The organism is Cardiobacterium sp. Marseille-Q4385, from assembly GCF_916618745.1.
GTDB lineage: Bacteria > Pseudomonadota > Gammaproteobacteria > Cardiobacteriales > Cardiobacteriaceae > Cardiobacterium.
The window spans coordinates 986,969-1,009,197 of sequence record NZ_OU745373.1 but is presented as its reverse complement, the minus strand read 5'-3'; the positions used below and the strand labels follow the sequence as shown (position 1 = coordinate 1,009,197).

Genomic DNA, 22,229 nt, shown 5'->3' with positions numbered 1-22,229 from the left:
TCAGGGGATGCTTAACCATGTCGAAAGCGGTTAGTAATTCTAATAAAGAATTGGTATCTAGGCTCTGGTATTTAGTTTTTGCATTAATAGTTTATCGCATTGGTGCACATATTCCGGTACCAGGTATAGATCATGCAAAGGTTCAACAACTGTTCGAGAGCGGTGAAGGCTCGATATTTCAGCTTTTTAATATGTTTTCTGGTGGTGCATTGAGTAATGCATCACTACTTGCTTTAGGTGTCGCTCCTTATATTTCAGCCTCGATTGTTTTGCAGCTATTTACACATATGTATCCACCGCTTAAAGAGTTGCGTCAACAGGGGAGTAGTGGACAAAAGAAGATTAGTCAATATACGCGTTACTTGGCTCTTGGCTTTGCTCTTGTGCAGGGGTATGCTATCTCCAAGATGGTTATGGCTCAAGGGCTAACCTTATATCAAGGACAGCATTTCTTGCTCCTTGGAACTATGTCCTTAGCGACTGGTGCTTTATTCATGATGTGGCTTGGAGAGCAAATAACTGAACGTGGTATTGGTAATGGAATTTCAATGCTAATTTTTGCGGGTATTGCTGTCCATATACCATCGGGTATTGTTAATTTAATAGTGCAGGCTAAAGAAGGTGATATTACCTTTTTTAGATTTTTTTTAATGTTGTTGATTATAATAGCATTATTTGCTTTTATTGTATTTATAGAACGCGCACAACGACAAATTGCAATACATTATGCAAAGCGACAAGGTTTAGGTTCTCTTGGTATGGGAAAAAGATCACATTTGCCATTAAAAATTAATATGGCAGGTGTTATACCAGCAATTTTCGCTTCCGCAATAATAACTTTGATAGTTTCAGGTCTTGCATTGTTGGGTGGAATGTCTGGGGCAATCGGGCGATATTTTTCTGATATGGCTCATGGTTTTTCTCAAGGGAACTGGTTGTACGTTGCTACATTTTCTTTGCTCATAGTTCTATTCTCCTTCTTTTATACGGCTATGATGTTTGAAAATCGTGAATTAGCGGATAACTTGAAGAAATCAAATGCTTTCATTCAGGGTTTCCGACCTGGCAGGCAAACTTCTGAGTATTTGGATATGGTTCAGGAGAGGCTTACCTTGGTAGGGGCATTGTATGTTGCCTTTGTATGTGTTCTACCTTCTTTACTGAATATGGGTTCGGCAAGCGGTCAGGTTCTCTTTCTCTTTGGTGGTACTTCTTTGCTTATTGCTGTTGTCGTTGCGATGGATTTTGTTGCGCAAGTTCAGTCTTATGTTATGTCGAAACAGTATGAGCAACTTATGAAGAGGGCGAACCTATCCGGATTTGCTGATAGGAATGGTCTCTAAGTTTGGCCCCGACCAAGGCTAGAAGATTCTTTTTGTTGCGTTGATTTTTTATGCTATTATAATAGATAAACGCATTATATTTTTATTGTCCGTTATTTATCTTGTAATTTGTTTGTAACTGGATTATATTGATAATTCGGTAATTTTTGGGAGTTTTTAATGGCTCGTATAGCTGGAATTAATGTACCAACACAAAAACATGCTGTTATTGCATTGACAGCAATTTATGGTATCGGTTTGACTCGCGCACGAGATATTTGTGTAGCGGCAAAGGTTGAACCGTCAAAAAAAATTCGCGATTTATCTGATGCAGAGGTAGATGCTCTGCGTGCGGCAGTCGCTGAATATCAGGTGGAAGGTGATTTGCGTCGCCAAGTTTCCATGAGTATAAAACGTTTAATGGATTTAGGCTGTTATCGGGGGTTGCGTCATCGCCGTAGTCTTCCTGTGCGCGGTCAGCGCACCAAAACAAATGCTAGGACTAGAAAAGGTCCACGTCGTCCAATTAAACGATAAAATGTAGAGAAAACCTATGGCTAAAGCTACTACTAGTAAACAAAAAAATGTAAGAAAAAAAGCAAAGCGTGTTGTTGTGGACGCTGTTGCGCATGTCCATGCTTCTTTTAATAATACTATCGTGACCATCACTGATGGGCAGGGTAACACGCTTTCTTGGGCAACTGCTGGTGGTTCTGGTTTCCGCGGATCAAGAAAGAGTACTCCGTTTGCGGCGCAGGTCGCTGCTGAGCGAGCAGGTAATGCTGCTAAAGAATATGGTGTTCAGAATCTTGATGTTAATATTAAAGGTCCTGGTCCAGGGCGTGAGTCTGCTGTACGCGCATTAAATACAGTAGGTTTTAATATTCATAGCATTACAGACGTAACACCCATTCCGCATAATGGTTGCCGTCCTCCTAAGAAGCGTCGCGTTTAATTTTTGCACGGAGTATTTGATTAATGGCTAGATATATCGGACCTAAGTGTCGCCTGGCTCGTAGAGAAGGCGTTGATCTTGAATTGAAATCTGGGATTCGTCCTACTGAATCCAAATGTAATATGGGTTCTGCACCAGGTCAGCATGGTGTTCGCCGTGGACGGTTGTCTGATTATGGAAATCAGTTGCGTGAAAAGCAGAAGCTGAAGCGTATTTACGGGGTGTTGGAACGTCAATTTCGTAATTATTATAAAAAAGCATCTCAGAGAAAAGGCTCTACAGGGGAAAACTTACTGCAATTTTTGGAACAGCGTTTGGATAATGTCGTATACCGTATGGGGTACGGTGCTACACGTGCTGAATCACGTCAATTGGTCTCACACGGAGCTATTGAAGTTAATGGTAAGCGTGTGACCATAGCCTCTTATCAAGTCAATGCAGAGGATATTGTGGCAGTGCGTGAGAAAAGCCGTAAGCAGTTGCGTATTCAAAGTTCTTTAGAAGTTGCAGCGCAACGGGGATTTGTTGATTGGATTGAGGTGGATACGGCGAAAATGTCAGGTTTGTTTAAGCGTGTGCCTGAACGTATTGATTTGTCTCCAGATATTAATGAATCGCTAGTTGTAGAACTATATTCTAAGTGAAGCATTTTTTGTTATTTTCTGTCTCTTTATTTTGTTTTTATAGGCGTTTGATATGGCTTTATCAGAATTGTTGACTCCGCGTATTGTTAAGATTCAAGAAATTGGATTGAATATGTCACGAGTTACGCTGGAGCCACTGGAACGTGGTTTTGGCTATACGTTGGGAACAGCGTTGCGTCGCGTTCTGCTGTCTTCCATTGAAGGCGCTGCTGTTACTGAATGTGAGATTGATGGCGTTCTGCACGAGTACTCAGCTATTGAGGGTGTTAGCGAAGACGTTATTGATGTTTTGTTAAATTTGAAAGGACTAGCTTTGATTTTACATGAAGGTGAACGTGCAGAAATGCGTTTGTCCGTTAGTAAAGCTGGTGCAGTTAAAGCAGGACAATTTAAGGCTCCTGCTAGTATTGAAATTTGTAATCCAGAACATATAGTTGCTCATCTAACCCAAGATGTTCCTTTCAATATGACAGTTGTTGTAGAGAAAGGGCGAGGTTATCAGGTCGCAGCTCAAGAGAATAATGCAACGCCTAATATTTTGCGTATTGATGCCTCTTTTAGCCCTATTAAGCGTATTGCCTATCGTGTAGAGGCTGCTCGTGTTGAGCAACACACTGATTTGGATAAGCTGGTTATTGATATTGAGTCAAACGGAACAATTGATCCGGAGCAAGCAATTCGACAAGCAGCGACTATTCTCCATAAACAGATAGCTGTTTTTGTCAATTTGGAGTCAACAGAAATTGAGGCAGAGGCAGTAGAAGAGGCTCAGGTTGATCCAGTGCTGTTACGGCCGGTTGATGACTTAGAGCTTACGGTACGTAGCGCTAACTGTCTTAAAGCAGAAAATATTAATAATATTGGTGATTTGGTCCGTAGAACGGAAGTCGAGCTTTTGAAGACACCAAATCTAGGGAAGAAATCGCTGAATGAGATTAAAGAAGTTCTAGCTGCACATGGCTTAGAACTTGGCATGGATTTAGATAACTGGTCTGGTAGTGAAAATCACTAACCCGTTCCATTTGTTATTGGGAGTTTTTTATGAGACATAAATTGTCTGGTCGTAAGTTTAATCGTACAAGCGCACATCGTAAAGCGATGTTCAAAAATATGTCAGTTTCGCTAATTGAACATGAACTGATTAAAACAACTTTGCCCAAGGCAAAAGATCTGCGTGCTGTTATTGAACCTATTATTACTCATGCAAAAAGGCATGATGATGTGGCGGGGCGTCGAATTGCATTTTCGCGTCTGCGTGATCGCAAGGCTGTGCAGAAATTATTTTCAGAAATTGTACCGCGCTATAAAGAGCGTCCAGGTGGCTATGTACGGATCCTGAAATGTGGTTATCGTGCAGGTGACCAAGCGCCGATGGCTTACGTTGAATTTGTTGATCGTCCGGCGATGGTAGAAGAGTCGTAAGAGAATTGTTTATAATTCTTGGTTAATTTAGTGCCTACAAATGATACTGTTTGTAGGCACTAATTCTATGTGTATTATGGAGCTAGTCACTGAAGTAAGTAAAAGCTTGTTACGTTTCCAAATATAAGAATCTGTCAATTGTAGGAAGTGGTATTAATCCCAGAAATAATCTGGCTGTGTTGCCTGCTTGGCAGGTATTTCATAAAATGACTATGTGATTATTATGAAGATATATCGTACTGTAAACGATATTGCCAAAATAAAGAATAATAACATGGTGAAGGCTAAAGCTAGTCCTAATTCTTCTTGCTACTGTTATTAGGGACGTTTTAATTTTCAGTTAAACATCTGAAAAATTGTAATGGCGTTGTATCACCTTGTCTTACTGTCTGTACATCTACGGTGGCACACTTTGTTATGCTTTTTATCGATTCAACTATATATTTTGCTAGGTTTTGGCGTACTACATTTCAATGTGTGCGCTTAAAGGAAGAGAATGCTCCTAGTTAATATCTGTGTGGTATGTATAGTTATTTTATGCCCCGTTTCCACAGCCTTGTCTATGACAATTGGTTTTTGCAACACCTCTGCTGTTAAAGGGCTCTTTTATTGCGGGGTATGTTGAGAAGTTTACTCTTGCTGTCTATGCAGGATAAACGGTGTAAGCTAGGGGAAATCCATAACACGGAGTATCCCCATGAGTGCCTATCATCATGTTCGTCTGCAATTATTGCTGGATTATTGGCGTCTCCACCGCGCTTTGCCGCCGAGTATTTTGCCTAGCGGCACATATGATCGCTTGACCGATGTGCCTGGTGTGCGTGTCGGCCATTACACCTTGGCGGATGGTGATTGTCAGAGTGGTGTGACTGCCATTATTCCCGCCGACGGTAATCTTTTCACTGATCCACTGCCCTGTGGTGTCGCTGTCCTGAACGGTTTCGGCAAAAGTACGGGGCTCATCCAAATTAGTGAACTTGGTACGCTTGAAACTCCGCTTCTCTTGACCAATACGCTCAGCGTCGGTACCTGCTATACCGCTTTGGTGCGCCACGCTGTCGCGGATAATCCCGATATCGGCCGCGAGACATCAACGGTCAATCCGGTCGTCCTCGAATGCAACGATGGTTATCTCAACGATATTCAGCGTCTTGCCGTCAGCGAAGCGATGGCGGCGGAAGCGCTCGCCGCTGCACACTCTGATTTTGCCCGTGGCGCAGTCGGCGCGGGACGCGGTATGAGCTGCTTTGGCCTCAAAGGTGGTATCGGCACGGCATCGCGCCGCATTGGTGCGCACACGCTCGGACTGCTAGTGCTGGCCAATTTTGGCCGCTTGCCGGATATTCGCCTGGACGGTATTCCCTGTGGCGATGTATTGCAACAGGCTCTTGATGCCGCGCCTGCACCTGCTGAACGCGGCTCCATCATCATCGTGATGGTGACGGATGCCCCGCTGGATGCCCGCCAGCTGACCCGTCTCGCCAAGCGGGCAGGAGCGGGGCTGGGGCGCATGGGCAGTCATTGGGGGCATGGTTCCGGCGATATTGTTCTTGCATGTAGTACCGACCGCAGCGGGGGGCGTCTTGATCCTGAAAGTGCACTGGACGACTTTTTCCGTGCGGCTGCCGATGGTACCGAGTATGCCGTGCGTGATGCCCTGCTCTGTGCGGAGAGTGTCCGTGGCTTTCGCGGACATCAGCGTATGGCTTTGGCAGCGCTGCTGGACCAACTTGCTGCTGAAGCTGCGGGATAGACGGCGTAGCGCGCCTATTTCATCCTTTCAGAATGAGATTCGTGAGGGGGAGGTGACTGTAGACGTAAGGGGGATAATAGTACCGAGCAGAGTAAATGCTGGGTCTTGTACCTGTTTGGCGAACTGAAGCTCATCTTGGGGTTGAGGTAGCCGCGAGCAGGATAAATGCTGGGTTTGTTGAATACATGCGTCTTGCAGATGAAATGCTGCAGCCCTTTCTTGTCAAAGGTAGGGGAGGGAGGCTGTCATGCAATTTATTTGAGGAGATGCGCCAAGCGGAATAAACACTGCGTTAGCGGCGGTTGGTCAGGTGACGCACGAGGTATGCCGCTTGGTGGGCTAAAGTCCGCCCTACGTTTCAGGTAGCTGACAAGCGGGGTAAATGCGGGCTCCCTGACCAGGGTCAAGCGAGATCAAACCAGAGCTTGGAGAAGGGGAGGATGCCCCGTCAAGCGGGATAAATTCTAGGTTCGTGGTGGCCGTTAAGCGAGACAAGCGCTGGGTTTTGTCTAACCTCTTCCCGAGCTTTTCTCACTGGGCGAGGTGCGTGTTGGTGTCGCTTTCCGGTTTGTGGGCAGTTGCTAAACGGGATGTACGCTGATTTTTTGCCAAGCGGGCGCGTATCGGTAGGGGAGGGGCTATTCAGGCGTTGAGGTAGCGTTCGCGGGAGGCCGTCCAGCGATCAAGCAGGGTCTGGCACCAGTCCGGGTGATGGGCGCGGAAATCGCGGGTGAGGCGTTCGGTTTCGCCGAGAAGGTCGGCGTCCAGCGGCAGTTTGGCGACGCGGAACATGGCTTCGCCGGTCTGTCGTGTGCCGAGCAGTTCGCCCGCGCCGCGTATGGCAAGGTCTTCTTCGGCGATGCGGAAGCCGTCGGTAGTTTCGCGCATGATGCGCAGGCGGCGTTGCGCGGTGTCGCCCAGCGGCGGCTGGTACATGAGCAGGCAGTAGGATTGTTCGCTGCCGCGTCCGACCCGGCCGCGCAGTTGGTGCAGTTGTGCGAGGCCGAAGCGTTCGGCGTTTTCGATGATCATCAGGGTGGCGTTCGCCACGTCCACGCCAACTTCGATGACGGTGGTGGCGACCAGCAGTTGGGCTTCGCCCGCGATGAAGGCTGCCATTGCCGCCTGCCGTTCGTCGTTCGCCATTTTGCCGTGGATGAGGGCGACCCGGATGTCGGGTAGCAGGGTTTGCAGTTGTTTGGCGGTCGCTTCTGCGTTTTCGCATTCGAGCGCGTCGGATTCTTCGATGAGCGGGCAGACCCAGTAGGCTTGGCGGCCACTGCGGCAGTTGGCACCGACGCGTTCGATGACGGCATCGCGTTTGTGGTTCGCGACGACGTTGGTCTGGATGGGGCGGCGGCCGGCGGGCAGGGTGTCGATGATGGACAGGTCGAGTTCGCCGTAGAGGCTCATGGCGAGGGTGCGCGGGATGGGGGTGGCGGTCAGGACGAGCTGATGCGCGGCGTAGTCGGCGGTTTTTTCTTGCAGTTGCAGGCGCTGGTGCACGCCGAAGCGGTGTTGTTCGTCGATGACGACGAGGGCGAGGCGGGCGTAGGCGACGTGTTCCTGGAAGACGGCGTGGGTGCCGATGATGAGTTGGGCACTGCCGTCGGCGATGGCGGCGAGGGCGGCGCGTTTTTCTGCGCCTGCCATTTTGCTGGTGAGCGTGGTGAGGGTGACGGGGAGTCTGGCGAGCAGGTGGCGGATGTTGGCGGCGTGCTGTTCGGCGAGCAGTTCGGTCGGCACCATCAATACGGCCTGGCTGCCGGCGGCGATGGCTTGCAGGCAGGCGGCGAGGGCGACGATGGTTTTGCCGGAGCCGACATCGCCCTGCACGAGGCGCATCATCGGTGTCGCTTGCGCGAGATCAGCGGCGATTTCGGCGCAGACGCGTTCTTGTGCGTGAGTGAGGGTGTAGGGCAGGGCGGCGCGGAAGTCGCGCAGGAGCGGGGCATCGGCAGGCAGGGCGAGGGCGCGCTGGCTGCGCACGCGGGCACGGGCGTTCTGGATGGCGAGTTGGTGTGCGCAGAGTTCTTCGAGGATGAGGCGACGGCGCGCGGGGTGGCTGCGGTCGAGCAGGGCGTCCGGGCTGCTGTTGTCCGGCGGGCGGTGCAGGGCGGTGAGCGCGGCGGGCAGCGGGAGGTAGCCGGCAGCGGTGAGCGGGTCGACCTCAGGCAGGGTGGGCAGGATGAGGTCGAGCGCTTTTTTGATGATGCCCTGCCAGCGCGCTTGGCCGAGGCCTTTGACGGTGGGATAGACGGGGTAGAGGTGTTCGGCGAGTTGCGGGATTTGTCCGGCTTCGAGCCAGGTGATTTCCGGATGGTGGATCTGGTAGCCGCGTGGCGTCCAGCAGGCTTTGCCGTAGTAGAGGCCGCGCCGCCCGGGGACGAAGGCTTTTTGCTGGCTGGGGTAGTAGTTGAAGTAGAGCAGTTTGCACAGGTCGCCCGCTTCGTCGCGTACGGTGACGGTGAGGATGCGCCGCTGGCGCTGGATGAGGTCGGCGTGGACGATTTCGCCGCAGATTTGCACGGTCGCGCCGTCGCGCAGGGCGGCAATGGGGGTGAGGTGCGAGCGGTCTTCGTAACGCAGCGGCAGGTGCAGGATGAGTTCGCGCAGGGTGGTGATACCGGCGCGGGCGAAGAGTTCGGCGGTTTTTTCGCTGATGTTGAGCGCGGCGGGCAGGGTGAGGGCGAGGTCGGTCATGGGGTGTGGCCCCAGAAGGGCTGGTATTGCCATTTGTCGTGGTGCCACCGGGCGGTGATGAATTGGGCGAGGATGTGGATGGGCATGATGCGGGGAAGATATGGAGCGGCTGAATATTGTGGCATGTTTGGGAAGGGGCGCGGCTTATGCGGCTTTCCATGAAGCCAGTATGTGCAGGACGATGAGGGCAAGAAAAGCGGCAGCAGGAATGGCACTGCCCGTGATACCCAAGAGCACCACGGCGATGAGCATGGCCGCCTGGGCGGTGAAGAGGTAGAGCAAGGTGCGGGTGAGGTAGTAGAGGATATTGGGCAGGATGGCCTTGATGAAGAGGACACTGGGATGGCAGTAGTAGAGGGTCAGACCTGCAAGAAAGAGTGCGGTGAGCAGCGCCGCGTTATGCGGTATTTGTGTGCTCAGGGGGAAGTACCAGGCAGACGCGTACAGCGGGTAGAAAATGGCCGTGGCAAGGTGTGCAAATAGTTGGGTGATGTCTTCTGCAAGTTGTGATGCGCGATAGTAGTAGGTGGTGGTCAGTGCGGTCACGGGACCCATGACAAGCGCAATGATGTAAGCAACGGATTCGTTGTAGCAGGCGGCGAAGGTCAAGCTGATGAGGACGGCAAGGCAGCCGTTATCGAACAGGGCGCGGCGCAATGCGCTTTCTTCCAGCGGAATGCGCAACAGGTAAATGAGGTAGATGATGGCTACCAGGGTGAGAGTGATGATGCGGAGGGTACGGGTGCCGGGCATTTCCGCCTCTGCACTGAGCCCTAGGCTGTGTAGCCACGGAACCAGAGGGTTGCTGGTATAAAGGGTGATCAGGCAGATTATGGTGGGGATGTAGTAGATTTCTTTGCCGTCGGCTTCGATGGAGATGGCACGCCAGCCAGCGGCAAATGCGCGTTTATATTGCCACAGGGTTTGCGCGATGCGGCCAATCAGCCACAGTGTGCCGAGAGTATAGACGAGATGTTGCGGCATGAATGATGGCAGTAATTGGTTGGCACTGCGGTACATGATGACGCCGATAACAGTATCTGTAGCGAACCAATAGCTCGCCTGGGGAAAGAGGCGACAGTGATCATGTAGGATACGCAAGGGCGGGCAGGCATTGAAGAGGACGCGATCAGGATCGCAGGTAATGGGCCTGTTTGGCCAGGTGAGCCGTGCAAATACGATACAGACACAGAGGCAGACTGGCATCATGATGCTGCGCAAGGCTTCTTGCGGGGCAACAGTTTCTATGTCGGCACTACTGATAAGGAAGATAAGGATGAGGACGGCGGCAAAGAGGACGGGACGGATTCTGTGCCACGTCGAGCGGTAAGTGGGAATGGCGAGAATGCTGGTGGCAAGAGCAGTACGCAGGCGTTGCCAATCACGGCAGGCGGGGTGGATGCGCGTTGCCGCCCAGTCGCGCCACAGTGATGCGTAGCGGCGCAGCGGTGTTTTTTCCAGCCAAGCGGCAAGGTTGGGGTAGGCGTCATCAAGGCTGGCGATGAAGGAGGCATGGTCGCCCTCGGCAATGTATGCGAGCTGCCGCTGCTGCTGCCAGGCGGGGTCGTGGCGGCCAAGCTGGTAATGGGTATCCGCCCACAGGGTGCTTTGCGGCAGGTGTCGCTGCATGAGGTGGGCCTGCAGGGCGGCGGCATAGTCGCCGCGCAGATCAATGTGTTCAAGGCTTGGACGGCAGGCTTGCGCTTGCAGGATGTCAAGTAGCTCGGCATCGTCTGCATCCTGCCAGTCGGCAATTAGCAATTTGAGATAGATGCGCTGTTTGTCAGCGAAGCTGAGGTTGGGCAGGGTGTAGTGTGTTTCCAGCCAGTGGTTCGCGGAGGGGCGGTTGTGCCAATCGTTACGAAGGATGACAAGTTTTGTGAGGTAGTCACGGCGTGCAGGCGGATAGGCAAGAATAGGATCGGCGGCTTGATTTTCGAGCAGAGCTATCAGCGAGTCATCATCCGTTGTTTCTGTCAGGGCGCGGGCAAATTCAGTAATGCGTTCGTCAGGGTAATCTTTATAGACAGGCGGGATAGGCTCAGGCAAAGCCTCAGGGTAGCGGGCTCTTGCCCAGTAGTAACTGTGCGGGCAGGTCAGACTATTGTGCAGAAATTCAGCCATGCGGCTGCGCCATGCGGTATGGATGGCGATGATGTCATGGGCCGCTTCTGCCGCCTGTTGTTGCAGGAGGCGGCAGAGATCGGCATCGGAATTGCTGTTCCACCAGTCCATCTCGCAATCTTCCAAGTAATCGGCAAGCTGCTGTTCGTAACTGTCGTTACGGCCAAGTTGATATTGTCCATGCGCCCAGAAGTAGCTGAGAGGATGATCGCGGTGCGTGTAGAAAAAGGTACTGAGAGCAGCAATATAGTCGATGCGGAAGTCGATGCTGCTGAGTGCCGGTTCGACAGCCTGACTTTGCAAGATGGCAAGCAGTTGCGCGTCGTCCTGCCCCTGCCATGCCTGTTGCAGTTGCTGCAAGAGGACGGTGGCTTCGAAAGGGGTAAAGGTGGGCTGGGCGCTGCCGTCCTGATAGTCATGCGCGGCGGGCTCACTGAGCGGGTAAGGTTGTTCCGGGGCAGCGGGCGGGGTATCGCGGTAGTTGTGCGCGGCGGGTTCAGCGAGCGGGTAGGGCTGGCTGGGATCATGCGGGCTGACGCTGTTATCACGACTGTCCGCGACGCTAGCAGGCGGCTTGCCCGGCATCCAGCCCGTGGGGCGGCGGGGTTCGTCGCGGCGGTTTTCGTAGTGGTGGCGCAGGCGCAGGGCTTCTTCGTAAGCGGCGCGGACGCGGCGGAAGCCTGCCGGATCACGGTCAGGACGGTGTTGGCGGATGAGTGCCGCGTAGGCGGTCTTGATGGCGGCTTCGTCGCCGGTCGGCGCGATGCCGAGGGTTTGCCAGCAATTCATAGCGGGAGCGGGTAGTAAACAGGGGCGTCATCTTATCCCACCCTGCCGCGTATCCCATCCTGCCACCAAACGGCGTGGTTACCGGGGCCACCAAGCGGCGTCATTACTGGGACCGCCAAGCGGCGTAAATACTGGGGTTCGTAGAGACGTTGCCTGCAACGTCTCAAAAGCAAAAGTGCGTAGTTCACCCCGCTTGGCGGCCGCGTTTACCCGAAATGCAAAAAAGCAGGCGATGCCTGCCCGGCGGGCTGAAGCCAGCCCTACGCCCGTCAAGTGGCGTAAAAAACAGCGCCGGGGTGGCGCTGTTGGAATAGGCGGCGGATTTAATCGTCCCGCTTGACGTAACGCACTTTGCCGCTGCGTGCGTCGATTTTTACGTCGTACTCGCGGCCATCGGCGGTACGCACATCCACATCGAAATGGTCGTCGCGGGCTTCGTGATCAAATTCCACGCTGGTGACACGTCCGCCTTTCACGGCCTGCCGGGCAATCTGCGCGGCGCGTTCGTGTGTGATGAACTGCTTGCGGTGCCGGGCGTAGTAGGCGTCATCATCATCGGCGAGAGCAGGGGCAGAGGCGAAGGCGAAAGTAGCGGCGATAATGCTGCCTGCGAAGAGAAGGGGGTTCATATAAGGCTCCTTAATGATTTAAAAGAGTCGTCGGGCGGTGCCGACGCTGCGCATTATGGCGGGCCTGTGTTAGGGGAAAATTAGCGTACGCATACGGCTGTGTGTCGGCTATGTAACGGCATTTGCGCGCAAGGTTTATCATATTTCCTTTCACCCATACGGAACTCACATGGACACTATCGCCATACGCGGCGCGCGCACCCACAATCTGAAAAATATCGACCTCGACCTGCCGCGCGACAAGCTTATCGTCATCACCGGTCTTTCCGGCAGCGGCAAATCCTCGCTCGCCTTTGACACCATCTACGCCGAAGGACAGCGGCGCTACGTCGAATCCCTTTCCGCCTACGCGCGCCAGTTCCTCTCCATCATGGACAAGCCCGATGTGGATCACATCGAAGGCCTCTCGCCTGCCATCTCCATCGAGCAAAAATCCACCTCGCACAACCCGCGCTCCACCGTCGGCACCATCACCGAAATCCACGACTACCTGCGCCTGCTCTTCGCCCGCGTCGGCATTCCGCGCTGCCCGGAACACGGCATCGAGCTGAACGCGCAGACCGTGAGCCAGATGGTGGACAGCATCCTCGCCTTCCCGCCGGAAAGCCGCTGGATGCTGGTTGCGCCTCTGGTGCAGGGCAGGAAGGGCGAACACAGCAAACTGTTGCAGGACATCCGCCAGCAGGGCTTCGTGCGCGCGCGCATTGACGGCGAAACCTACGATCTCGATACCCTGCCCGCCATTGACGGGCGACGCAAGCACGACATCGGCGTCGTCGTTGACCGTTTCGTCAACCGCGACGGCATCGCGCAGCGCCTCGCCGAATCGCTGGAAACCGCGCTCAGTCTCGCTGATGGCATTGTCCAGCTGGTTGCCATGGACGACGGCGGCGCGACGCACACCTTCTCCTCCAAATACGCCTGCCCCGTTTGCGGCTACGCCCTGAGCGAGCTGGAACCGCGCCTCTTCTCCTTCAACAACCCGCATGGCGCCTGCCCCGAATGCGACGGCCTCGGCGTGAACAGCTTCATCGACCCCGCCCGCGTCATCATGCACCCCTACCTCTCCATCGCCGCCGGTGCGGTGCGAGGCTGGGACCGCCGCACCCCCTACTTCTACCCGCAAATGCAGGCACTCGCCGCGCATTACGACTTCGACCTCGAAAACACCGCCTTCGAAGACCTGCCGGAACACATCCAGAACCTCGTCCTCTACGGCAGCGGCGACACCAAAATCCCCATGCCGAGCATCGGCGCGGGCGGTGCGGTGCGCCTGCGCGAAGCCACCTTCGAAGGCATCATTACCACCATGAACCGCCGCTACCGCGAGACCGACAAAGCCAACGTCCGCGACGAAATCAGCCAGTTCCTCAACAACCGCGAATGCCCCGCCTGCCATGGCACCCGCCTCAACCGCGCCGCCCGCCACGTTTACATCGACGACACCACCCTGCCCGACATTAACCGCTGGTCCATCGCCGACGCACAGCGCTGGGCGGATAACCTCAACCTCAGCGGCGCGCGCGGGGCAATCGCCGCCAAAATCCTCAAAGAAATCCGCGACCGCTTGGGCTTCCTCAACAACGTCGGCCTCAACTACCTCACCCTCGCCCGCAGCGCCGAAACCCTCTCCGGCGGTGAAGCACAGCGCATCCGCCTCGCCTCGCAAATCGGCGCGGGACTGGTTGGCGTCATGTACGTCCTCGACGAACCCTCCATCGGCCTGCACCAGCGCGACAACGCCCGCCTGCTCGAAAGCCTCCTGCGCCTGCGTGACCTCGGCAATACCATCATCGTCGTCGAACACGACGAAGACGCCATCCGTGCCGCCGATTACGTCGTGGACATCGGCCCCGGTGCCGGCATCCACGGCGGTGCCATCACCGCGCAGGGCACCCCCGCCGAAATCAGCGCCCACCCCGATTCCCTCACTGGCAAATACCTCTCCGGCCGCGAAACCATCGCCGTGCCCGCCACGCGCACCCCGCGCGACAACAAGCGCCTGCTGCACCTCTACGGCGCCAGCGGTCACAACCTGAAAAACATCAACCTCGAACTGCCGCTCGGCCTCCTCACCTGCGTGACGGGCGTCTCCGGCAGCGGCAAAAGCACCCTTGTCAACGAAACGCTCGCCAAAGCCGCCGCTAAACACCTCAACCGCGCCGGCGACGACCCCGCGCCCTACGAACGCATCACCGGCCTCGACCAGTTCGACAAAATCATCAACATCGACCAGTCGCCCATCGGCCGCACCCCCCGATCCAACCCCGCCACCTACACCGGCATCTTCACCGCCATCCGCGACCTTTTCGCCGGCACCCAGGAAAGCCGCGCGCGTGGCTACACGCCGGGGCGCTTCTCCTTCAACGTCAAAGGCGGCCGATGCGAAGCCTGCCAGGGCGACGGCGTCATCAAAGTCGAAATGCACTTCCTGCCGGACGTGTACGTTGCCTGCGACATCTGCCACGGCGCGCGCTACAACCGCGAAACCCTCGGCATTACCTACAAAGGTAAAACCATCAGCGACGTGCTGGACATGGACATCGAAGAAGCCTGGCACTTCTTCGAAAACATCCCGGCGCTGCAACGCAAACTGCAAACCCTGCTCGACGTGGGCCTCAGCTACATCCGCCTCGGGCAAAACGCCGTGACCCTCTCCGGCGGCGAAGCGCAGCGGGTCAAACTCGCGCGCGAACTCTCCAAACGCGACACCGGCCGCACCCTCTACATCCTCGACGAACCGACCACCGGCCTGCACTTCCACGACGTGCGGCAACTGCTGGACGTGCTGCACCGCCTGCGCGACGGCGGCAACACCATCGTCGTCATCGAACACAACCTCGACGTCATCAAAACCGCCGACTGGATCGTGGATCTGGGTCCGGAAGGCGGCAGCGGCGGCGGGGAAATCATCGCCGTCGGCACACCGGAACAAATCGCAGCCAACCCGAAGAGCTACACCGGCCAATTCCTCAAACCGCTGCTTGCGCGCGAAGACCCATAAAACGCCGCTAAGCGGCGTAAACACTGGGCGCGCGGCAAACGCCCCAATCTCTTCCCCCGCTGCCGGGGGAAGTGCCGCGCAGCGACGAAAGGGGGAGAATAAAAGTTGCCAAGCGGGACAACACAGAACTTGTGCGCGTGCTCAGTCTTGGCGAGCCCAGTAACTACACCGCTTGGTGAACCCAGCAATGACGCCGCTTGGCGGCTGTTCAGATAGCACGACCGCACTACGGCAGAAAGGAACATGTAGAGACGTTGCCTGCAACGTCTCCATCCTAACAATCATCCTGTACCAAATCCCGCCAAGCGGCGTAAACACTGGCTCGCGGCAAACACCCCCAATCCCTTCCCCGTTGGCGTAGGAAAATGTCGCACTGCGGCGGAAGGGGAATAAAAGCCACCAAGCGGCGTAAATACTGCCCCCGCGCCAAATCTGGCGTCATCCTGTCCCACGCCAAAATCCCCACACACTTCACCACCGCTTCACACAGCGCCGACCGCACCGCGCCATACTGGTTTCCCCCTCAATGGAAACCCATCATGACTCATCAACCCCCCTATCCCGGCGGCGTCATTACCCGCTTTACCGGCGTCACCTGCCTCGGCATCCTGCTCGCCGCGCTCGTCCTGCTGCCACTCGCTGGCGGCAATAACCGGCAAACCCTCATCTTCGCCTGCATCGCGACGCTGCTCTACCCCGCCCCTGCCGTCCTCAGCGGCATCTTCCTTGCCCGCCGTCGCGCCTGCCGCGACACGCGCGGCATCCTGCTTGCCGCCGCAAGCGGAGCCTGTGCCTGGCTTTGCGTCCCCCTCGCGTTCGTCCTCCTGACCAGCGGACGCGTCAGCACCGCTGCCATCACCTACCCCGCCGTCCTCCTCGCCGGCATCCACGCCGTCGCCGCCCTGCTCACCCTGCCGCACGAAAATTCACCGACACTTCACGATGCCTTCAAGCAAGGCGGGACTGACGGCGCGACACTACACACTCACCCACACCGGAATCCCCACATGGAAAACACCACACAAAAACTCATCATCATCGCCGTCATCAGCGCCATCCTGCTGATTGCCGTGCAGCTACTCAGCGGCATCATCAACGACCGCCAGCACTACGCGGCTCACGCGCGCGAGAACATCACCCAGGTGGACACCCCGCCCAAGCCCGGCGCGATCCAAACCCTGGATAACCGCCTCGACCTCTACCGCCTCACCGAGCGCAGCAGCAAATACGCCGTCCTCTTCCTGATCATCACCTTCGGTGGCTGCTTCCTCTTCGAGACCCTGCGTGGCCTGCGCATCCACCCCGTGCAATACACCCTCGTCGGCGCAGCGGTCATCATCTTCTACCTGCTCTTGCTCTCGCTCGGCGAGCAAATCGGCTTTACCGCCGCCTACGTCCTTGCGGCGCTTGCCTGCAACGGACTTATCGCGGGCTACCTCAGCGCCGTGCTGGGCAGTGCGAGCCGCGCCCTGACCCTCGGCGGCATCCTCGCGCTCGCCTACGCCGTGCTCTACCTCTTGCTGCAAAGCCAGGAATACACCCTGCTCGCCGGCAGCCTGCTGCTCTTTGCCGCCCTGGCCGCAACGATGTACGGCACCAGGAACTTCGACTGGTACAACCTGAAAGCCAAAAAGGAGGACTAAACCATGCGCCGCCTGCCCACCATCCGGGACGCCCGCCGCTTCGCGACCGCCATTCTTGCCCGCTACCAACTGCCGACCGCACCGCTCACCATCGCTGAAGAAAACGGCTGCTACGGCATCCAAAGCCCCGCCTGCCGCATGATTATCAGCGGCGGCGACGGCAAAATCCTCTACCTGCGCGGACGGCGTTGAACAACAATCCTGGGTTTTATCCCGCTTGGCAGGGTTTGTCCGCAGGACAAAAAAACCGCCAGGCGGGATAAGTGCACGCTTACCCCCTGGTGCCGCACCCACAGAGATGCAGGGGTCTCGCTATAATCCATCTGCCCATTCTGTTGCGAGAGCACCATGCCCACCCGTTTCCTCGATAAACATCGCCGCGCCAAGCGCGCCAGCCGCCGTCTGCACCTCGCCTTCTGGCTGGGGGCGCTCGTCAGCTATCTTTGCTACCTCATCATCATCGTGCCGCTCTTCATCTTCATGGCGGCCCTCTTCATGACGCCAAACGCAACCGGCCCCGACGCTGGTCTCAACAACCTCATGATGCTTGTGCTGTTTGGCGTCGCTGTCATTGCCGTGTTCCTGCCCGTCTTCAAACTGTTAAAGGCCTATAACGGCAGAAAACGCGAGCTGGGGCAGCAAAGCGCGGGCGAACAGGCCGAAGCCCTCGGTGGCAGTCCCGCCCGCCCCGATGATGATCCGCTGGAGAACCGCTACGTTAACCTCGTTGCCGAACTCAGCCTCGCTGCGGGTATCCCTGCCCCCGCAGCCTACGTCCTGCGCGATGATGACAGCATCAACGCCTTCGCCCTCAGCGGCGCGGGCGACAGCCTGGCCCTCGCCGTCAGCCGGGGTGCGCTCGACAACCTCACGCGCGACGAACTGCAAGCCGTCCTCGGCCACGAATTCGGCCACATCGAAAACGGCGACCCCGCGCTCTACAACCGCCTCAGCGCCATGCTTGCCGGTTACTTCGCCACCGGCAGCCGTGAAGAACAAGAACGGCTCTACACCGACCCCGATACCCAGGTTCTCAGCCTGAGCGGTCTCAGCGACAGCCCCGAAAAAGACCAATTCGGTATCAACATCAGCATCCTCTACCTCTATGGCCGCCTCCTGCAAGCCGCCTTTGCCCGCCGGCGCGAAGCCATGGCGGACGCCCGCGCCGTGCAATACACCCGTGACCCCGCCGCCCTCATCGGCGCGCTGCAAAAAGCCTGGGCACTGCAACAACAGGGCATCCACCCGCGCCGTCCACCGCCTGACCGCGCCCACATCTACTTCATTAACTACCGTCGCCCGGGCTGGCGGCGGTTACGCACCCACCCCACCCTGCGCGAACGCATCCGGACCTGGGGCGGCAACATCAGCGATGCCGACCTGCCCGCCATTCTCGCCCGCATCAACGCCTGCCGCAGCAGCCGCGCCGCGACCCCGCTGCGCCCCGTCGCACCGCCACCCGAGCCGAACCCCGCCTACCCGCTTGCCGCCTACGACCGCCTCCTCGCTGCCGAACTGCGTCCTGCGCCTACCGACCCCGCCGCCGCGCTACTCGCCATCTTCGCCTATCACAGCGGCACAGCACTGGCTGATCTTGAACGCGCGGGCCTCCTCCCCAGCGAACGTCTTTTTACCTGCCGCCGCGCCTATGACATCATCGCGCAAAGTGAGCCGCTGCTGCGCCTCGCCCTCACCGCTCACCTCAGCCGCGCTGCGTTCACCTTCGACATCGCCGAAAAGCACCGTCTCGACCCCATCATTCGCCACCTCATTGAGCACGATGGCCAACTCAGCCGCTATGAGCTCGCCGCCTTCATTGCTTGGCGCGCCACCTGCATCACTGGTCGCGGCGTCGATTACCGCGCTCACGAAGCCGACATCGCCTGGCTCTACAACTTCCTCGCCTGCGACGACCCCGACGACCCGAATCCGCAAGCGACCTACGAGGACCTGCTGGAAGTCAGCGCCCTGCCGCTTGGGCAAACGCCCGCCTGGCAGCCGCTCGATACCGGCAGTAGCAAAACCGGCCTGCAACTCTGCCACCACTGCGAGGCGCTGCGCCGCCTCGCCCCTATCTTTCGGCGCTATCTGCTCATCACCCTGAACCTCCATTACCGCAGCAAAGCGGAAATTACCCTGCAACAGGCTTACCTGCGCTTTGCCCTGCAACAGATCCTGACGGGGCCGCCGCCGCCACAAAAGCGCCAACGCGGGATAAATATCGGGTTCTTGCGCAGAATAGGCTTCAGCCCACCATCAAGAACGTGAAAAGAGTCTTGCGGCGGGTTGAGGCCGCCAAGCGGCGTCATTACTGCGCCCGCCAAGCGGGCTAGTTCCTGCTTCCGCGCAGCAAAAACCCGCCTCGCGGCGGGTTTCTCGTGTATCCGGCGAATACTTAGAAGAGGCCGGTGATGTTGCCGTCTTTATCCACGTCGATGTTGTTCGAGGCGGGGGCTTTCGGCAGGCCCGGCATTTTCATGATGCTGCCGGTGATGGCGATGACGAAGCCCGCACCCGCCGCGATTTGCACTTCGCGGATGTGCAGGGTGAAGCCTTGCGGGCAGCCCAGCGCTTTCGGGTCGTCGGAGAGCGAGTACTGGGTTTTTGCCATGCACACGGGCAGGTTGCCGTAGCCGAGTTTTTCCAGATCAGCGAGGGTTTTGCGCGCGTCGTCGCTCAGGGCAATGTCCGCCGCGCCGTAGATTTTCTGCGCGATGGTGCGGATTTTGTCGACGAGCGGCATATCGTCCGGATAAAGCGGGGCGCAATGGCTTTCGCCTTGTTCGCAGGCGTCGATGACGGCGCGGGCGAGGTCTTCGCCGCCTTTGCCACCGTGTGCCCACACTTCGCACAGGGCCACTTTCGCGCCGTGTTCGGCGCAGGTTTTTTCGATGAGGGTGAGTTCGGCATCAGTGTCGCTGACGAAGCGGTTGATGGCGACGACGACCGGCAGGCCGAAGGCGTTTTTGAGGTTGGCGATGTGTTTCAGCAGGTTCGGCAGGCCTTTGCCGAGCGCGTCCACGTTTTCGGCGGTGAGCGCGTCTTTGGCGACGCCGCCGTTGTATTTGAGGGCGCGCACGGTGGCAACGATGACGGCGCAATCGGGTTTGAGGCCGCCTTTGCGGCTTTTGATGTCAATGAATTTTTCCGCGCCGAGGTCGGCACCGAAGCCTGCCTCGGTAACGGTGTAGTCGCCGAGGGCGAGGGCGGTGCGGGTGGCGATAAGGCTGTTGCAGCCGTGAGCAATGTTGGCGAACGGCCCGCCGTGCACCAGCGCCGCCGTACCTTCGATGGTTTGCACGAGGTTGGGTTTGACGGCGTCTTTGAGCAGCGCCGCCATTGCGCCTTGTGCGTGCAGGTCGCGGGCGTACACGGGTTCGCCGCGTTTGTTCCAGGCGACGATCATGTCGCCGAGACGGTTTTTCAGGTCGTCAAGGTCGCGCGCGAGGCAGAAGCAGGCCATGACTTCGCTCGCCACGGTGATGTCGAAGCCGTCCGGGCGCAGGGTGCCGTCCACGCTTTTGCCGAGACCGCTGATGATGTTGCGCAGCTGGCGGTCGTTCATGTCCACTGCGCGGCGCCAGGTGACGCGCTTCGGATCGATTTCCAGGGCGTTGCCGTGGTGGATGTGGTTGTCGATGAGGGCGGCGAGGAGGTTGTTGGCGGCACCGATGGCGTGGAAGTCGCCGGTGAAATGCAGGTTGATGTCTTCCATCGGCAGCACTTGCGCGTAGCCGCCGCCGGCCGCACCACCCTTGATGCCGAAGACGGGGCCGAGCGAGGGTTCGCGCACGGCGATGACGGTTTTTTTGCCGAGACGGTTCAGGGCGTCGGCAAGGCCGATGGTGACCGTGGTTTTGCCTTCGCCCGCCGGTGTCGGGTTGATGGCGGTGACGAGGACAAGTTTGCCCGGCTTGTCGCTCGCGCGCGGGCGGATTTTTGCTTTGTATTTACCGTAGTGTTCGAGTTCGTCGGCGCTGATGCCGATTTTGGCGGCGATGGCGTCAATGGGTTGCATGGTGGCCTGGCGGGCGATGTCGGCGTCGGTCATGGTTAGCTCCGTATTAGATTGAGAATTTCGTGGCAGTTGTGTGGCTTTATGTGTTTGCGGGTGATTATAGGTGAAGCTGTTGCGTATTTCAGTCCGCGCAGATGGTAGGCGGCGTGCAATAGGGTGTTTTCGTGAAAATCCGCTCATTAGCCTGACACATCATGACCTGATATAAAGCCCCGCTTAATACCAGTTAACCCGAGATAACCGGAGCCCCCATGAAAAAGACTCTTCTCGCTGCAACCGTCCTGCTTGCGGCGACGGCATTCGCCGAGAAATATGACCTGCCGCCGTCAGACATCAACGTCATCGGCCAGGTGCAGCAAATCAGCGCCAAGCAGGGCGAAACTTTCTACGACATCGGCCGTGAATACGGCATCGGCTACGACGCGATGGAACACGCCAACCAGGGCGTGGATGGCCTCTACCTGCGTGAAGGCGAACAGGTCCTGCTACCGACCCGCTTCATCCTGCCGGACGCGCCGCGCGAAGGCATCGTCATCAACCTGCCGGAAATGCGTCTCTACTACTACCCGCCGAACAGCAATGTCGTTCACGTCTTCGCCATCGGCATCGGTCGTGAAGGCTGGGGTACCCCGAAAGGCATCCTCAGCATCAAGGAAAAACGCGCCAACCCGACCTGGACCCCGCCCGCTTCTATCCGCGCCGAACACGCGGCGAACGGTGACCCGCTGCCCGCCGTCGTCCCCGCCGGTCCGGATAACCCGCTCGGTCTCTTCGCCATGCGCCTCTCCAACCCGTCCTACCTGCTGCACGGTACCAACAAGCCCGAAGGTGTGGGTATGCGCGTCTCGCACGGCTGTATCCGCCTCTACCCGGAAGGTATCGAAGAACTCTTTGGCATGGTGGGCGTCGGCACCCAGGTCAACATCGTTAACCAGCCGATGAAAGTGGGCTGGTTCGGCGACAGCATGTACCTCGAATTTCACGCACCGCTGGGCGAGGACGCGCGCACCCTTGAGCAGAACATCGCCGAAGCACGCGACACCGTACATAAAAGCGTCGCCTCACGCGGTCTGCGTGTCGAAAACGATCTCATCGATGCAGTGGTGCGCGAAGAAAGCGGTATGCCGGTCGAAGTCGCCTATTACCAATAACCTCACAGCCCTCGATAAAAAAGCGCCGTCAGGCGCTTTTTTTGTGCCCGGCGGCGGCAGTGAACATCGTCT

At 57.0% G+C, this 22,229-nt stretch carries 16 protein-coding genes; 12 read left to right on the top strand and 4 right to left on the bottom strand.

The annotated features are described in order from the left end of the window. The first annotated feature begins 17 nt into the window (after window positions 1-17). The 7 genes from secY (at window position 18) to LG374_RS04720 (ending at window position 6,096) form a co-directional block, all read left to right on the top strand. Entirely contained in the window at window positions 18-1,343 is a 1,326-nt protein-coding gene (gene secY / locus LG374_RS04750; protein WP_225756622.1) for a preprotein translocase subunit SecY, read from the top strand. A gap of 159 nt (window positions 1,344-1,502) precedes the next feature. Then, on the top strand, window positions 1,503-1,859 hold the full coding sequence (gene rpsM / locus LG374_RS04745) for a 30S ribosomal protein S13 (protein ID WP_225756621.1): 357 nt from the start codon (window positions 1,503-1,505) through the stop codon (window positions 1,857-1,859). Window positions 1,860-1,875: 16 nt separating this feature from the next. Next, complete coding sequence (gene rpsK / locus LG374_RS04740; protein WP_006984560.1) at window positions 1,876-2,277, top strand: 30S ribosomal protein S11; 402 nt, start codon at window positions 1,876-1,878, stop codon at window positions 2,275-2,277. A gap of 23 nt (window positions 2,278-2,300) precedes the next feature. Next, complete coding sequence (gene rpsD, locus LG374_RS04735) at window positions 2,301-2,921, top strand: 30S ribosomal protein S4 (protein WP_225756620.1); 621 nt, start codon at window positions 2,301-2,303, stop codon at window positions 2,919-2,921. Between the two features lie 52 nt (window positions 2,922-2,973). Further along, window positions 2,974-3,933, top strand: coding sequence for a DNA-directed RNA polymerase subunit alpha (gene rpoA, locus LG374_RS04730; protein ID WP_225756619.1), 960 nt, complete (start codon window positions 2,974-2,976; stop codon window positions 3,931-3,933). Between the two features lie 29 nt (window positions 3,934-3,962). After that, window positions 3,963-4,343 (top strand): 50S ribosomal protein L17, encoded by a 381-nt coding sequence (gene rplQ, locus LG374_RS04725; protein WP_225756618.1) that lies wholly within the window; start codon window positions 3,963-3,965, stop codon window positions 4,341-4,343. A gap of 697 nt (window positions 4,344-5,040) precedes the next feature. Further along, window positions 5,041-6,096 carry a P1 family peptidase gene (locus LG374_RS04720; protein WP_225756617.1) on the top strand — a complete coding sequence of 352 codons (1,056 nt, stop codon included), beginning with the start codon at window positions 5,041-5,043 and terminating at the stop codon, window positions 6,094-6,096. 642 nt (window positions 6,097-6,738) lie between these two features. On the opposite strand, the gene recG is transcribed toward LG374_RS04720, so the two are convergent. From recG to LG374_RS04705, 3 genes are all read right to left on the bottom strand, one after another. Further along, window positions 6,739-8,799, bottom strand: a complete 2,061-nt coding sequence (gene recG, locus LG374_RS04715; RefSeq protein ID WP_225756616.1) for an ATP-dependent DNA helicase RecG — start codon at window positions 8,797-8,799, stop codon at window positions 6,739-6,741. A 144-nt stretch (window positions 8,800-8,943) separates the two neighbouring features. Beyond that, window positions 8,944-11,712 (bottom strand): J domain-containing protein, encoded by a 2,769-nt coding sequence (locus LG374_RS04710; RefSeq protein WP_225756615.1) that lies wholly within the window; start codon window positions 11,710-11,712, stop codon window positions 8,944-8,946. 323 nt (window positions 11,713-12,035) lie between these two features. After that, on the bottom strand, window positions 12,036-12,341 hold the full coding sequence (locus LG374_RS04705; RefSeq protein ID WP_225756614.1) for a PepSY domain-containing protein: 306 nt from the start codon (window positions 12,339-12,341) through the stop codon (window positions 12,036-12,038). Between the two features lie 169 nt (window positions 12,342-12,510). Here LG374_RS04705 and uvrA point away from each other — a divergent pair, with 169 nt between their 5' ends. The 4 genes from uvrA (at window position 12,511) to LG374_RS04685 (ending at window position 19,256) form a co-directional block, all read left to right on the top strand. After that, window positions 12,511-15,345, top strand: a complete 2,835-nt coding sequence (gene uvrA, locus LG374_RS04700) for an excinuclease ABC subunit UvrA (protein WP_225756613.1) — start codon at window positions 12,511-12,513, stop codon at window positions 15,343-15,345. Window positions 15,346-15,884: 539 nt separating this feature from the next. Further along, a complete protein-coding gene (locus tag LG374_RS04695) occupies window positions 15,885-16,988 on the top strand; it encodes an inner membrane CreD family protein (protein WP_225756612.1) in 1,104 nt (367 codons plus the stop codon). 3 nt (window positions 16,989-16,991) lie between these two features. Beyond that, complete coding sequence (locus LG374_RS04690; protein WP_115610564.1) at window positions 16,992-17,180, top strand: hypothetical protein; 189 nt, start codon at window positions 16,992-16,994, stop codon at window positions 17,178-17,180. A gap of 156 nt (window positions 17,181-17,336) precedes the next feature. Further along, window positions 17,337-19,256, top strand: a complete 1,920-nt coding sequence (locus LG374_RS04685) for a M48 family metalloprotease (protein WP_225756611.1) — start codon at window positions 17,337-17,339, stop codon at window positions 19,254-19,256. 127 nt (window positions 19,257-19,383) lie between these two features. Here LG374_RS04685 and LG374_RS04680 read toward each other — a convergent pair whose 3' ends face one another. Next, entirely contained in the window at window positions 19,384-21,039 is a 1,656-nt protein-coding gene (locus tag LG374_RS04680) for a formate--tetrahydrofolate ligase (protein ID WP_225756610.1), read from the bottom strand. A 218-nt stretch (window positions 21,040-21,257) separates the two neighbouring features. On the opposite strand from LG374_RS04680, the gene LG374_RS04675 reads away from it, so the two are divergent. Beyond that, window positions 21,258-22,157, top strand: coding sequence for a L,D-transpeptidase family protein (locus LG374_RS04675; RefSeq protein ID WP_225756609.1), 900 nt, complete (start codon window positions 21,258-21,260; stop codon window positions 22,155-22,157). Window positions 22,158-22,229 lie beyond the last annotated feature (72 nt).

What these genes read in the sequence shown, in the direction of transcription:
- LG374_RS04720 (WP_225756617.1), top strand. Translation starts at nt 5,041, where the DNA reads ATGAGTGCCTATCATCATGTTCGTCTGCAATTATTGCTGGATTATTGG.
- rpoA (WP_225756619.1), top strand. Translation starts at nt 2,974, where the DNA reads ATGGCTTTATCAGAATTGTTGACTCCGCGTATTGTTAAGATTCAAGAA.
- LG374_RS04710 (WP_225756615.1), bottom strand. Translation starts at nt 11,712, where the DNA reads ATGAATTGCTGGCAAACCCTCGGCATCGCGCCGACCGGCGACGAAGCC.
- secY (WP_225756622.1), top strand. Translation starts at nt 18, where the DNA reads ATGTCGAAAGCGGTTAGTAATTCTAATAAAGAATTGGTATCTAGGCTC.
- LG374_RS04690 (WP_115610564.1), top strand. Translation starts at nt 16,992, where the DNA reads ATGCGCCGCCTGCCCACCATCCGGGACGCCCGCCGCTTCGCGACCGCC.
- LG374_RS04675 (WP_225756609.1), top strand. Translation starts at nt 21,258, where the DNA reads ATGAAAAAGACTCTTCTCGCTGCAACCGTCCTGCTTGCGGCGACGGCA.
- LG374_RS04685 (WP_225756611.1), top strand. Translation starts at nt 17,337, where the DNA reads ATGCCCACCCGTTTCCTCGATAAACATCGCCGCGCCAAGCGCGCCAGC.
- rpsK (WP_006984560.1), top strand. Translation starts at nt 1,876, where the DNA reads ATGGCTAAAGCTACTACTAGTAAACAAAAAAATGTAAGAAAAAAAGCA.
- rplQ (WP_225756618.1), top strand. Translation starts at nt 3,963, where the DNA reads ATGAGACATAAATTGTCTGGTCGTAAGTTTAATCGTACAAGCGCACAT.
- LG374_RS04680 (WP_225756610.1), bottom strand. Translation starts at nt 21,039, where the DNA reads ATGACCGACGCCGACATCGCCCGCCAGGCCACCATGCAACCCATTGAC.
- recG (WP_225756616.1), bottom strand. Translation starts at nt 8,799, where the DNA reads ATGACCGACCTCGCCCTCACCCTGCCCGCCGCGCTCAACATCAGCGAA.
- LG374_RS04705 (WP_225756614.1), bottom strand. Translation starts at nt 12,341, where the DNA reads ATGAACCCCCTTCTCTTCGCAGGCAGCATTATCGCCGCTACTTTCGCC.
- uvrA (WP_225756613.1), top strand. Translation starts at nt 12,511, where the DNA reads ATGGACACTATCGCCATACGCGGCGCGCGCACCCACAATCTGAAAAAT.
- rpsD (WP_225756620.1), top strand. Translation starts at nt 2,301, where the DNA reads ATGGCTAGATATATCGGACCTAAGTGTCGCCTGGCTCGTAGAGAAGGC.
- rpsM (WP_225756621.1), top strand. Translation starts at nt 1,503, where the DNA reads ATGGCTCGTATAGCTGGAATTAATGTACCAACACAAAAACATGCTGTT.
- LG374_RS04695 (WP_225756612.1), top strand. Translation starts at nt 15,885, where the DNA reads ATGACTCATCAACCCCCCTATCCCGGCGGCGTCATTACCCGCTTTACC.